Raw genomic sequence first — 13,499 nt, 5'->3', positions numbered from 1 at the left:
AATGATTCATTTTGTAGGTGCAGGTCCAGGAGATATAGAGTTAATTACAGTTAAGGGGCAGAGATTACTTAGTGAAGCCGATTTAGTGATTTATGCAGGTTCTTTAGTTAATCCAGAATTACTCAAAGTATGTAAAGAGGAAGCTGTTATTTTAGATAGCGCTTCTATGACGTTAGAAGAAGTGATAGAAGAAATGGTTAGAGGATGGAAAAAGGGGCAGAAGATAGTTCGTCTTCATACAGGAGACCCGAGTATTTATGGTGCAATCAGAGAGCAAATGGATCTTTTAGATACCTATGGAGCAGATTATGAAGTCGTACCTGGTGTAAGTTCTTTTTGCGGAGCGGCATCAGCACTTAAGGCGGAGTATACTTTGCCTAATGTTAGTCAGACTGTTATTTTGACACGGGCTGGAGGGCGTACGCCTGTGCCAGAGAAGGAGGAATTGTCTCTACTGGCATCTCATGGTGCTACTATGGTCATTTTCCTAAGTATAAGTCTAGCTGACAAGGTCAAAGAAGAGTTACTTAAAGGAGGCTATGCCTTAGATACACCAGTAGCTATTGTCTACAAAGCCACTTGGCCAGAGGAGAAGGTGTATAGAGGTATACTTGAAAAGTTGCCTCAGATGATAGAGGAGCACCATTTAACGAAGACAGCACTTATTGTAGTAGGGGAGTTTTTAGGAGATAGATATGAACGCTCCAAACTTTATGACCCTACTTTTACCCATTTATTTAGAGAGGCTTCAAAATGAGATATGCCATTATTTCTTTTACAGTACATGGAGCAAAGCTCAACAGAAAGTTAGGAGAACTTTTAGAAGATGCCAAGGGTTATCATCTTTCTAAATACAAAGAAGAGGGGCTAAAGGGGGTAGAGGGTTCTCTAAAAGAATGGACTAAAATGAACTTTAAGGACTATGAAGTGCTTATTTACATAGGAGCAACAGGGATTGCTGTACGTGCTATTGCCCCTTTTCTAGTAAGTAAAGATAAGGATCCCGCAGTTTTATGTATAGATGAACTTGGACAAAATGTTATACCTTTAGTATCAGGTCATATAGGAGGAGCTAATGGTTGTGCCAAGTATATTGCAAGTTTAATAGGTGGAAGAGCCATTATTTCTACAGCTACAGATTTAGAGGGGCGTTTTGCTGTTGATGAATGGGCAGTAGAAAGAGGACTTATTTTAACAGATTTAAAAAAAGCTAAATCTATAGCAAGTGATATTTTGAAGGATAAGACTATTGGTTTTGTAAGTGATTTCCCTGTAGAAGGGAAACTTCCTAAACAAGTTTTAGAGAGTAGCTATGGAGAAATAGGTATTTATATTGGATATGATAAGGGTAAAAAACCTTTTAAGGAAACATTGTGGCTCATTCCTAAAGGGTTAACGTTAGGAATAGGATGTAGAAAAGGAACATCTTTTGAGCAGATAGAAAGGCTTATAAGAGGGCAGCTAGAAAAATTAGATATACCGATAGAAGCTATAGGAAAAGTTGTATCTATAGACCTAAAGCAGGAAGAACAAGGTTTATTAGAATGGGCTACTCATTATCATAAGTCTATAAGTTTTTATAGTGCCCATGAATTAAATCAAATAGAAGGTGATTTTACTCCTTCATCTTTTGTGAAACAAATTACAGGTGTAGAGAATGTATGTGAACGCTCAGCTGTTAAAGGGAGTGATGGAGGTAAATTACTTTTAAAAAAAGTTGCTTTAGATGGGGTAACAATGGCACTTGCTATGCCTTATTATACAGTGACATTCGAGAGAGAGGGATTAAGATGAAATTATATGTAGTAGGGCTTGGGCCTGGTGGTGTTTATGAAATGACAAACCGAGCTGTAGCAGCTCTTGAGGCAAGTGATGTAATTGTAGGGTATACAGTATATGTCGATTTAATTAGAGAGCAGTTTAGTTACAAAACGTTACTTGCAACAGGTATGAAGAAGGAAGTAGAACGCTGCAAAATAGCTGTGGAGGAATGCTTGAAAGGTAAGACTGTAGCGATGGTATGCAGTGGTGATGCTGGTGTATATGGTATGGCAGGCATTGTTCATGAAGTAGCTAGAATGTATCCGGAAGTGGATATAGAAGTTGTACCGGGTGTTACAGCAGCCTGTAGTGCAGCAGCAGTTTTAGGAGCACCTCTTATTCATGATTTTGTACTCATTAGCTTAAGTGATTTACTTACACCATGGGAGAAGATTGAAAAGCGTCTCCTGCTTGCGGCAGAGGCAGATTTTGTGATTTGTCTTTATAATCCATCAAGTAAGAAGCGACATGACTATTTAGAAAAAGCTTGTGATCTAATAATGAAATATAAAGCAAAAGATACAGTATGTGGCTATGTACAACATATTGGAAGAGAAGGGCAGATGAGTCATACTTGTACTTTAGAAGAACTTAAAAGTGCAAAAGTAGATATGTTTACTACAATCATTATAGGCAATAGTGAAACAAGACTTATTCATGAAAAAATGGTTACACCTAGAGGGTATGAGAAGCGTTATGAAGTATAAGAAAATTTTTATTTTAGGTGGAACGACAGAAGGCAGAATGCTTGCAGAGTATTTAATAAGAAAAGATGTAGAAGTATGGCTTAGCGTAGCTACAGACTATGGAAAAGAACAGATGCATCATACAGAAGGTATTTATCTTATAGAAGAGCGATTAGATGAAAGGGCTATGTTGCAATTGCTTAAAGAGAAACAGTTTGACTGTGTGTTAGATGCTACACATCCCTATGCACAGCTTGTGACACAAAATATCAAGTCTGCTTGTGAAAAAGTAGGTGTGCTTTATAAAAGAATTATCCGAGAGAGCTATGACAAGGAAGAGGGGATTTATTATTTTGATAATGTAGCAGAAATAGTCCATTTCCTAAGTCAGGTGGAAGGCGATGTACTGCTCACTACAGGTAGTAAGGATTTAGCATCTTTTACACTACTTAACCACTATGAGCAGAGGCTATATGTACGTATGCTACCTATGCCAAAAGGTATTGAGATTGCTATAAGTTTAGGATATCAGATGAGTCATTTAATTTGTATGCAAGGTCCTTTTTCTTATGAAATGAATAAGGCTTTATTAAGGTATGTTAAAGCTAAATACCTAGTGACAAAGGATTCCGGAGATATAGGTGGTATGCAAGATAAAGTAAGAGCGGCTAAGGCGTTAGGGGTAGAAGTCATTTGTTTAACAAGGCCTGTTAAAGAAGAGGGTCTTAGGTTAGAGCAAATCTATCAGTGGATGGAGGAGTGAGATGGAAAATATAATTTATATCATTGGAGTAGGACCAGGAAATCCTAGGCTTCTGACAGAAGAAGCAAGGACTTGTATTACAGAAAGTGAAGTAATCCTTGGACCTAAAAGGCTTATAGAAGGCACAAGATCTATTGCATCAGAAAAAAGCATACAGATTGCTTGTAAGCTAGGGGAAATGGAAGGTCTGATTGCATCCTATAAAGATAAGAAAAAGGTGAGTGTATTAGCGTCTGGCGATACAGGATTTTATAGCATAGCAAGTTGGCTTAAAAATAAATTTGAAGTGCAATTTAAGATAAACTATATTACAGGGATAAGTTCTTTACAATATTTCTGCAATCGGTTACAAAGACCTTATAATGCTATACATACAGTGAGTGTGCATGGAAGAGAGAATAGGGTATTAGGAGAAATACTCACACATCCTGAAGTGTTTGTGCTTACAGGTGGCACATATAAAGTGCAGCACGTCTGCCAAATGCTTACACAGCAGGGAATGGGGAATGTTAAAGTTTATGTAGGAGAATATCTGTCTTATCCAGAAGAGCGTATTATACAAGGACTGGCAGCAGAATTTATAGAGGAAGAATTTGATGATTTATCTGTTATGCTTATTGAAAGAACAACTGTAGAAGAAAAGAAAGTTGTAAGTTATGGACTACCTGATGAAAGTTTCATAAGAGGTAAGATACCTATGACGAAGGAAGAAGTACGTAGTGTATGTTTATCGAAGTTAGGGCTTATAGAACAGGATATTGTTTATGATATAGGAGCAGGCACCGGTTCAGTAGCTATTGAAATGGCTAGGCTATGCCCAAAAGGTTATGTCTATGCGCTGGAGAAAAAAACAGAAGCAGTAGAACTCATTAAGCTTAATCAGAAGAAGTTTGAAGTCTATAATATGGATGTTATAGAAATGACTTGCCCAGAAGGTATGGAATTATTACCATCACCTGATAAAGTGTTTATAGGAGGAAGTAGCGGCAACTTAAAGGAGATTTTAGAAGTACTCCTTACAAAAAATGAGAATTTAACAATAGTTTTGACAGCTATTACCCTTGAGACTGTAAGTGAGGCATTAAATTGTGGGAAACTTTATGATTTGAGTTTGGACGTAATACAGATGAGTGTGGCTGTAAGCAAAGAAGTAAGCAATTACCATATGATGATGGGCCAAAACCCAATATTTATTATAACAATGAAAGGGAAAAAACAATGAAAACAATACCGAGGCTTATGATTGCAGCCATAGGAAGTGGATCTGGTAAGACAACTTTAACTTGTGCCCTGCTTAGAAATTTTTATATGAGAGGGCGCAAGGTGGTTGCTTTTAAATGTGGGCCAGACTATATAGATCCTATGTTCCATAAAGAAGTACTTCATACACCTTCATATAATTTAGATGTCTTTATGATGGGAAAAGAAAATTGTACTTATTTACTAGAAAAGCATACGAGAGAAGCAGATATAGCTTTAATAGAGGGTGTAATGGGCTTTTATGATGGATTAAGTGATAGTACTCAGGCAAGTTCTTATGAGCTGGCTTATGAAACTAAGACGCCGGTTGTACTGGTAGTTTCCTGTAAGGGAATGGGGCTATCTATTGTACCATTACTTAAAGGCTTTATAGAATTTAGAAAAAACACTATACAAGGAGTTATTTTAAATGATATATCTTCTATGAGTTATGTATACTACAAAAATATGATAGAGAAGCATACATCTCTTAAGGTATATGGTTTTATGCCACATATGGAAGCTTGTAGCTTAGAGAGTAGACACTTAGGGCTGATTACAGCAAAAGAAGTAGAAGATTTAGCAAATAAAATAGAGATTTTAGGAAAAGAGACTAGGGAAACTATTGATTTTGATGGGCTTATCAATTTAGCAAATTCAAGTGCACAGTTACAGGTTGAAAAGCCTAGGTGCTTGAGGGAAATGAAAGTGCAGGAGGAGAAAGTTAAAATAGGTATTGCTAAAGATAAAGCATTTTCTTTTTATTATGAAGATAACCTAGAGCTTTTAGAATCATTAGGTGCTGAGCTTGTTCCTTTTTCACCCATGGAAGATAAAATATTGCCAGAAGGTATACAAGGTCTTATTTTAGGAGGTGGATATCCGGAAATCTATAGTGCCGAGCTGGCTGCTAATCATGAAATGAAAAGTGCTATTTATAAAGCACTTCAAAAAGGTATGCCATGTATGGCAGAATGTGGTGGATTCATGTATCTGCAAGAGAAAATTAAATTATTAGATGGTACATCTTATGAAATGGTAGGTTATTTAAAGGGTGAGGCTTTTATGACAAAACGCCTTATTAGATTTGGTTATATGGAGCTTGAGTGTGAGAGGGATAATATACTAACGGATAAGGGAGAAAAGCTTAGAGTGCATGAATTCCATTATTCAGATTCTACATATAATGGAGAAAGCTTTATAAGTCGTAAACCTTATAAACAGCAAAACTGGCCAGCTATTATAGCGGATGAACATATTTTTGCAGGCTATCCTCATATTCATTTTTATAACAATCCAGAACTTGCAAAACGTTTTATAGAAAAATGTAGCCAGTATGCTATAATACCAGATAAAATGCATGTTTTACCTAATGAGATTGAAAAAGAAAGTTTTAGAATGATAGAAGAAATTTTAGGTGAAACTGTTCTAGATCCTATTGAAGCACCCATTATTAAACGTGCTATCCATACAAGTGCAGACTTTGATTATGCAAAAAATATGAAGTTTTCACAAGATGCAGTAACGTTAGCTTTAGCGGCTATTAAAAATGGAGCATGCATTGTGACAGATACGCAAATGGCTAAAGCAGGTATTAATAAAACCACACTTAAAAAGTTTGGTATGGAAGTTTTCTGTTTTGTGGCAGATGAAGATGTAGCTGCAGAAGCTAAAGAAAAAGGGATAACACGTTCTGCTATAGCAGTAAAAAAAGCAATAAGTCTTAATAAACCTATTATTTTTGCTATAGGGAATGCACCTACAGCGCTTATTGCCATTGCAGATTATATTGAGCAGGGTATATTGAAACCAGAACTGGTTATTGGAGTACCTGTAGGTTTCGTCAATGTCGTAGAATCTAAAGAGTTAATTATGCAAAAAAATGTACCGTATATTGTAGCGAGAGGAAGAAAAGGAGGCAGTAATGTAGCAGCAGCTATATGTAATGCACTTCTTTATATGGCAGATAATAGAAAATTATAACAAAAAACCCTTTAACCAGTATAAGGTAAAGGGTTTTTTGGCGATTTATGATTATATTATAAAAATTATGTTTAAAATATTGACAAGACAGCTTAAAAAGGGTATTATTAAAAGGTTAAATAATATAATCTACAGTATACTACAGAATAGTGTTTTAGTCAATATAAATTTTCATAAAATATCAGCAAAAGGAGCGTACAGAATATTGAAAGAACAAGTACAAGATCCCAAATTACTGTTTAAGGCTAAATTAGAACAACTTATCACCTTAGCTAAAGAAAGAAAAGGTGTTTTAGAGCAGAGCGATGTTATTGATGCATTTGTGAATATAGATGTAGATCCTGCTAAAATCGAGCAGGTATATGAATATTTAGAAGCTCAAGGTATCGATATTATCGGTAACATGAAAGAAATGGAAATCGAAGAAGAAATCGATATCTCACTCCCAGATGATATGAGTATAGATGATCCTGTACGTATGTATTTAAAAGAAATTGGTAAGGTACCACTTCTTTCAGGAGCAGAAGAGATTGCATTAGCAGAACGTATTGAACAAGGTGATGAAGAAGCAAAAAAACGTCTTGCAGAAGCTAACCTTAGACTTGTAGTAAGCATTGCAAGAAAATATATTGGCCGTGGTATGGCCCTTCTTGACTTAATTCAAGAAGGTAACCTTGGTCTGATTAAAGCTGTAGAAAAATTCGATTACCGTAAAGGTTTTAAATTCAGTACTTATGCAACTTGGTGGATTAGACAAGCTATCACAAGATCTATTGCAGACCAAGCGCGTACTATTCGTATTCCAGTACACATGGTAGAAACTATGAATCGCTTAATGCGTGCTTCTAAACAACTGCTTCAAGAGTTAGGTCGTGACCCACAACCAGAAGAAATTGCAGAATTTATGGACATGCCAGTAGAAAAGGTACGTGAAGTTATGAAAATTTCAAGAGAGCCAGTATCTCTTGATACGCCAATTGGTGAAGAAGAAGATAGTCATTTAGGAGACTTCATTCCAGATGAGGATACGCCAGTACCTATCGAGGCTGCTTCCTTTGCACTTCTTAAAGAGCAGTTAAGTGAAGTACTTGAGACACTTACAGAAAGAGAACAAAAAGTACTTATGCTTAGATTTGGTCTTGAAGATGGACGTGCACGTACCCTTGAAGAAGTAGGTAAAGACTTCAACGTTACAAGAGAGCGTATTAGACAGATTGAAGCGAAAGCTTTAAGAAAACTTCGCCATCCAAGTAGAAGTAACAAACTTAAAGATTATTTACAATAATAAAAAGCCTAGTTATTTAGCTTGCTGAATAACTAGGCTTTTTTTATCCATACTATTCCTATAAGCAAGGGAGGGAAGGTATGGAAGGAATGAGCCAGATTTTTTATAAGGTTTTAAGTCATTATAAGGATGAAGATTATTTGTATTTTTATTTTAAATATCATCTAGCACCTGTGGTAGAACATTTAAAACCGGCTGCAACATTAACTATAACAAGAGATATACGGGAGGGATGGGATCAGTATGGAGCAGGTGTTGTGAAAAAATTAGGGTTAGAATGGCAAGTGTTAAGAAATAAGGAAAAGAGTATCATTCTTTTTTTATATCGAAAGGAAGCTTTAGAAGATGTAATAAAAGATAAGGCTATAGAAGAGTATTTAAGAAAGATTGGATATCCTGTAGAAGATTTAGAAGGTGTGATACAATTTTTGATTAAAAGATATACTTTATTTTCTTACCCTCATGAGATTGGCCTATTACTAGGGATTCCATTAGAAGATGTGAAAGCCTTTACTGACGATCCTTATAGACCATGTCTTTTAAAAGGTTATTGGAAGGTTTATAGTAACCAAGAAAGAGCGAAAGCTCTTTTTAAAGCATACGACCAAGTGCGGCTCAATACTCTAAAAGCACCTATTTAATGTTGAATAGGTGCTTTGCTTACAGAAAGTTTATAGAATAATAAGCTTAACAGTTTATAAACAATATAGCCAATGACTAAAGTTGCTACAAAAAGTTCAATATAAAAAAGCTGATTGACAAAGGTTGCCCATATAGAATTGATAGAATCAAGGTAATGTGCAAACCTTTGAATTGCAACACTTCCAACAGCTAAAGGGAAAGTAAGTGGAGCCAGACCTGGGTGGAATGGAATTTTAAGAAGCTGTGGAAGAAGTGTATAAACATAAGCTGTAGATAAAAGTGCAAGTGGCACTAAAACACTAAGTAGAATAGGGTTAGGATTACTAAAAGTTGCTAAATAACCAGCTAGACATACACTAGCAGGAGCTGCAATAATAGCTAGTGTAACGCGTTTATCATCTTCTACCTTACCATGTGTTGCAATGCGATATAAAAAGGCAAGAAGCATGATAATATAGAGGCCAAAAGCTATATAGAAAATAGAGCGAGATACGTAAGTGGTTTCAACAGCAGGGCTACTTACTGCTGCAACACCAATGCCTACTGTAGGGATAAACCAACTTGGTACAACGTGTTTCCAGTGGAAATTTTGTGTTTGAGCTAGAATGAATAATCCTGCAAGTATAATAAAAAGGACAATAGCAAAAAGCCATACCGCTTGTCCGAAGGGTTTCCCAAAGGTGCGTGCAATAAATCCTGAAAAAACCATAAGAGTCATGGCAATAGTAGGATAGAAGCTTCCAATAAGGCAATGCTGCATTTCATCAAAGCTTTTTTTAGGATGAAGGCAGATTTTAATAAGCATAAGCGTAACAGCTGTAGCTGCAAAAAAATTAGCGAAAGCACGAATCCATAAAGCGCCAAAGTCTCCCCAAAGGTTACCTAAGGTAATGAATCCTAAAGAGATACCAGTAATCGCTACAGGAATATTACCGAAATCATGTTTTGTTAAGTTAATAGATCGATGATGTATAGGGTGCATAATTTCCTCCTAGTGCGTTTATTATGTATATAAATCAAGTATAATAAAAGTGTAATGATAAGTAAAATAAATGTATTTAATGAATATAATAGAAAAAATTAATAATTGAATTAGGGTGAAAATATGTTGGAAGAACTTAAAACTTTTATAGCAGTAGTAGAATGCAAGAATTTTACTAAAGCGAGTGAAAAAATTAATTTATCTCAACCTAGTGTAAGTATTCACATTAAAAACTTAGAAAAGTTCTTTGGAGTAGAGCTCATTATAAGGTCGGTAAAACAAAAGAATATTATTATTACAGAAAGTGGACAGCTTCTTTATAGGAGAGCAAAAGAAATGATTAATCTTTTAGAAATGACAAAGGAGGAGGTCGTGAATCTTTCTAGTAGTGTGAAAGGACATTTAAAAATAGGAGCAACTTATACAATAGGAGAATATATTTTGCCAAACTTTCTGCAGATGTTTTGTGAGCAGTATCCTGAAGTGGAGATAGAAGTAGTCATTGGTAATACAGAAGAAATTAGTCGTAAGGTACAAGGCTTACAAATTGATATAGGGCTTATAGAGGGGATGGGTCATATGGAGGAGTTTAGACAGACTTATTTTTTAAAGGATGAACTTGTTTTAATTCTCCCAAAAACACATGAACTTACTCAAAAGGATCTATCTAATGATGCACTTCAAGAGCAGAAGTGGGTAACAAGAGAAATAGGTTCAGGACTTAGAGAATACTTAGATGTATTTTTAACACATCATCAAATTGTGCCTAGGAGTAAGCTGGTTTTTGGGAGTAATTATGCTATTAAAGAAGCAGTCAAAAATGGATTAGGAATTGCTATGGTTTCATGGTATGTGGCAAAAGATGCTGTATTACGTGATGAAGTAAAAATGCTCACGTTAGAGGAAACCTATTATAGAAATTTTTCCTATATTCTTCCTAAAGATTTAGTGACTATGAAAGTTATAGAAGTTTTTGCTCAGACTTTAGAGAGCTTTTATCAAAGTTCTTCAGGAGACTGTTTACCATTATAAATATTTTCAGCACGATCCCAGTTAATGATGTTGAAGAAAGCATCAATATATTCTGGGCGTCTATTTTGATATTTAAGATAATAAGCGTGTTCCCAAAGGTCAATAGTCATAATAGGGGTGAGCCCTAAAGTAATAGGTGTAACTTGGTTTGGTGTATTGAAAATCTCGAGTTTATTATCTGCATTTTTAACAAGCCAAGTCCAGCTTGAGCCAAAGTTTTTAATAGCAGCATCTTTAAAGGCTGTTTTAAAAGCTTCAAAGCTTCCAAAGGTTGTATCTATGGCTGATTTTAAATTGCCTACAGGTTCTTTTGAAGCATTAGGAGCCATGTTATACCATAAGAAATTATGATTATAGACACCACCACCTTGATTGGTTAAATTTGTTTTAAGAGGTTCTGTTAGTGAATCAAGATGAGTAAGGAGTTCGGTAAGAGATTTTTCTCCTAACTGAGGATTGTTAGTAATAATCTCATTAAGCTTATCTACATAAGCCTGATGATGTTTGTCATGATGAAAATGAAGAGTTGCTTCATCGATATAAGGTTCTAATGCAGTATAAGCATAAGGTAGAGGAGGAACAGAAAATAATGTAGACATCAAATCATCCTTTCAAAAATAAGATTGTACTCTTAATATATGTCAGAATACATAAGACCATACATTAATGCTTTACGAAGGCATAGGATATAGGCTACAATAGAGGGAAAGCCATTAGAACAATAGACAGCTAAGGAGAGTGACAACATGGCCTTAAATATTATACAAGACACGACTCTAACTTTTGAACAGAAAGTTGTTGCACTTGCGAGGCATGCAGAAAATAGCCTAAATGTTTTAAATATCAGTAAAGAAGTGCAAGATTTAAGAGATAAGGGTATTATATGTGATCTTTTTGAAGGAAATGCCCCTTATAGACCACGTTATATTTTACCAGATTACGAGAAATTCATGAAAGAAGGCTGTAAGTTCTTAGAACTTGCCCCACCTACTAATATTTGGGAAGCTACACATGCTCTTTTAATTTTTTATAAACATGTACCTTCTATTACAACGATGCCAGTTTACATCGGTAATTTAGATACATTACTTGAGCCATTTGTAAAAGATGAAGATGAGGCGAGACTTGCTATTAAGCTATTCTTAACACACATTGACCGAACGATTACAGATTCATTTTGTCATGCTAATATTGGACCATATGCTACAAAAGCAGGACAAATTATATTAGAAGTAGAACGTGAACTTGAAAATGCTACACCAAATATTACTTTAAAATACAGTGAAGTAACACCAAAAGCTTTTGCTATTGAGGGGATTAAAACAGCTTTAAAAACAGCTAAACCAAGTTTTGCAAATGATAAGATGTTTACACAGGACTTAGGGAACTATGGTATTGCAAGTTGTTATAATGGACTTCCAGTAGGTGGAGGTGCCCATACACTTGTCCGTATGAATTTAGTTAAATTAGCCCATACAGCTAAGAGTGTAGAGGATTTCTTTGAAGTAAAACTACCTCAGGCTATGGCTGCTATGGCCGAATATATTGAGGAACGTATTCGTTTCTTAGTAGAAGAAAGCACTTTCTTTGAAACGCATTTCCTTGTAAAAGAACAATTTATTAGAAAGGATAACTTTACTTCTATGTTTGGGTTAGTAGGCTTGGCAGAATGTGTTAACCATTTATTAGGTGCGACAGCTAAGGAAGAACGTTTTGGTCATTCTAAAGAAGCTGATGCACTAGGCCTTCGTATTATTGAAACTATGCATGGCTTTATTGAGACTCATCCAAGTCCAAATTGCAAGGCTACAAATGAAAAACTTTTATTACATGCACAAGTTGGTATTGGCGATGATATTAATACAAGTCCAGGGTGTCGTATTCCAATTGGAGAGGAACCTGAGCTTTGGAAACATCTTGTACAGTCAGCTGCTTTCCATAAATATTTCCCATCAGGAATTGGTGATATCTTCCCATTTGAAGTAACAGCTATGCAAAATCCTGAGGCTATTTTAAATATTATTGAAGGTGCTTTTGAAGAAGGTATGCGCTATATTTCAATTTATAGTTCAGAATGTGATGTAATTCGTATTACAGGATACCTAGTTAAGAAAAGTGAAATAGAAAAGCTAGATCGTGGTGAAGCAACCCTTCAAGATACGGTTGTACTGGGTCAGGGTCAAGTAAGAAATGGAAAAGTTTTAGAAAGAATGATCCGTGTATGATAGAAGGCGTTATTAATAAAATTATTCCTTTTAGTTCAGTAGATGGCCCAGGAAATCGAACAGCAATCTTTTTGCAGGGATGTAATTTTAATTGTATTTATTGTCATAATCCTGAAACTATTCAGCTTTGCACAGGTTGTGGTAGGTGCGTAGGGAGCTGTCCAAAAGATGCCTTATATCAAGCAGAAGCTACTATAGTGTGGGAAAAAGATAGATGTTGTGAATGTGACACATGTACCGCTTTATGTCAAAAGAGTAGTAGTCCTCGTACAATGAAGATGGATACAGATAGGTTGTTTGAAGAGATGAAACTCTATAAACGCTTTATTGATGGTATTACTGTATCTGGTGGAGAATGTACATTACAGCAAGAGTTTCTAGTAGAGTTGTTTAGGCGTGCTAAGACAGAAGGTTTAACTTGTATGATTGATACTAATGGTTCTAATGATTTTAAGAAGATGCCAGAACTTGTAGCATTATGTGATGGCTTTATGCTAGATGTAAAAGTGTATGATGCTAAAGCTCATGAAAAATATATAGGTGCGCCTAATGAGGCTGTATTAGCAAACTTGCACTATCTTGCTTCTATAGGAAAACTCTATGAAGTAAGGACAGTAGTCGTACCAGAGTTATTCGACAATGAAGAGACAGTACGCTATACAGCAAGTATTCTTACAGGATATGATGCTTCGATTAGATATAAGCTTATTCAGTATAGAAGTATGGGAGTAAGAGAAGAAGGAAAAAAATTACGATCACCTTCTAGAACAGAAATGAATCAGCTTGAACAAATTGCTAAGAAGTTAGGATGTAAGCAAGTCATTGTTGTATAAAAACATTT

Annotated in this window: 13 protein-coding genes; 11 read left to right on the top strand and 2 right to left on the bottom strand. The window is 35.5% G+C overall.

Going from position 1 to position 13,499, the window contains the following annotated elements:
• Nucleotide 1 precedes the first annotated feature (1 nt).
• The 8 genes from cobM (at nt 2) to ACLTBU_RS05120 (ending at nt 8,418) form a co-directional block, all read left to right on the top strand.
• Nucleotides 2-757, top strand: a complete 756-nt coding sequence (gene cobM, locus ACLTBU_RS05155) for a precorrin-4 C(11)-methyltransferase (RefSeq protein ID WP_249331099.1) — start codon at nt 2-4, stop codon at nt 755-757.
• On the top strand, nt 754-1,794 hold the full coding sequence (locus ACLTBU_RS05150) for a cobalt-precorrin 5A hydrolase (RefSeq protein WP_249331100.1): 1,041 nt from the start codon (nt 754-756) through the stop codon (nt 1,792-1,794). Before cobM ends, ACLTBU_RS05150 begins: the two co-directional genes overlap by 4 nt.
• Nucleotides 1,791-2,528 (top strand): precorrin-3B C(17)-methyltransferase, encoded by a 738-nt coding sequence (gene cobJ, locus ACLTBU_RS05145; RefSeq protein WP_177671267.1) that lies wholly within the window; start codon nt 1,791-1,793, stop codon nt 2,526-2,528. Before ACLTBU_RS05150 ends, cobJ begins: the two co-directional genes overlap by 4 nt.
• On the top strand, nt 2,518-3,270 hold the full coding sequence (cobK, locus tag ACLTBU_RS05140; protein ID WP_412217959.1) for a precorrin-6A reductase: 753 nt from the start codon (nt 2,518-2,520) through the stop codon (nt 3,268-3,270). The genes cobJ and cobK overlap by 11 nt, the downstream gene beginning before the upstream one ends.
• Nucleotide 3,271: 1 nt before the next feature.
• Entirely contained in the window at nt 3,272-4,492 is a 1,221-nt protein-coding gene (cbiE, locus tag ACLTBU_RS05135; RefSeq protein ID WP_249331102.1) for a precorrin-6y C5,15-methyltransferase (decarboxylating) subunit CbiE, read from the top strand.
• Complete coding sequence (locus ACLTBU_RS05130) at nt 4,489-6,492, top strand: cobyrinate a,c-diamide synthase (RefSeq protein WP_412217957.1); 2,004 nt, start codon at nt 4,489-4,491, stop codon at nt 6,490-6,492. Before cbiE ends, ACLTBU_RS05130 begins: the two co-directional genes overlap by 4 nt.
• 205 nt (nt 6,493-6,697) lie before the next feature.
• Complete coding sequence (gene rpoD / locus ACLTBU_RS05125; RefSeq protein ID WP_249331103.1) at nt 6,698-7,777, top strand: RNA polymerase sigma factor RpoD; 1,080 nt, start codon at nt 6,698-6,700, stop codon at nt 7,775-7,777.
• Nucleotides 7,778-7,857: 80 nt separating this feature from the next.
• Nucleotides 7,858-8,418 carry a DUF3793 family protein gene (locus ACLTBU_RS05120; RefSeq protein ID WP_412217954.1) on the top strand — a complete coding sequence of 187 codons (561 nt, stop codon included), beginning with the start codon at nt 7,858-7,860 and terminating at the stop codon, nt 8,416-8,418.
• Here the strand turns inward: ACLTBU_RS05120 and ACLTBU_RS05115 are convergent.
• Nucleotides 8,415-9,401, bottom strand: a complete 987-nt coding sequence (locus ACLTBU_RS05115; RefSeq protein WP_177671262.1) for a TDT family transporter — start codon at nt 9,399-9,401, stop codon at nt 8,415-8,417. The two genes, ACLTBU_RS05120 and ACLTBU_RS05115, sit on opposite strands and share 4 nt — an antisense overlap.
• Nucleotides 9,402-9,524: 123 nt before the next feature.
• On the opposite strand from ACLTBU_RS05115, the gene ACLTBU_RS05110 reads away from it, so the two are divergent.
• Nucleotides 9,525-10,433, top strand: coding sequence for a LysR substrate-binding domain-containing protein (locus ACLTBU_RS05110; RefSeq protein ID WP_177671261.1), 909 nt, complete (start codon nt 9,525-9,527; stop codon nt 10,431-10,433).
• Here the strand turns inward: ACLTBU_RS05110 and ACLTBU_RS05105 are convergent.
• Nucleotides 10,400-11,032: a superoxide dismutase gene (locus ACLTBU_RS05105; RefSeq protein WP_177671260.1), complete on the bottom strand. Its 633-nt coding sequence runs from the start codon at nt 11,030-11,032 to the stop codon at nt 10,400-10,402. The genes ACLTBU_RS05110 and ACLTBU_RS05105 overlap by 34 nt on opposite strands.
• Before the next feature lie 147 nt (nt 11,033-11,179).
• On the opposite strand from ACLTBU_RS05105, the gene ACLTBU_RS05100 reads away from it, so the two are divergent.
• Together ACLTBU_RS05100 and ACLTBU_RS05095 are read left to right on the top strand one after the other, a co-directional pair.
• Complete coding sequence (locus ACLTBU_RS05100; RefSeq protein ID WP_249331106.1) at nt 11,180-12,658, top strand: YjjI family glycine radical enzyme; 1,479 nt, start codon at nt 11,180-11,182, stop codon at nt 12,656-12,658.
• On the top strand, nt 12,655-13,491 hold the full coding sequence (locus tag ACLTBU_RS05095) for a YjjW family glycine radical enzyme activase (RefSeq protein ID WP_283246116.1): 837 nt from the start codon (nt 12,655-12,657) through the stop codon (nt 13,489-13,491). The genes ACLTBU_RS05100 and ACLTBU_RS05095 overlap by 4 nt, the downstream gene beginning before the upstream one ends.
• Nucleotides 13,492-13,499 lie beyond the last annotated feature (8 nt).

Origin of the sequence: Zhenhengia sp. (genome assembly GCF_046966505.1) — a bacterium.
GTDB lineage: Bacteria > Bacillota > Clostridia > Lachnospirales > Cellulosilyticaceae > Zhenhengia > Zhenhengia yiwuensis.
The sequence above is the reverse complement of the archived record's forward strand: the minus strand, read 5'-3'. Positions and strand labels throughout refer to the sequence as shown.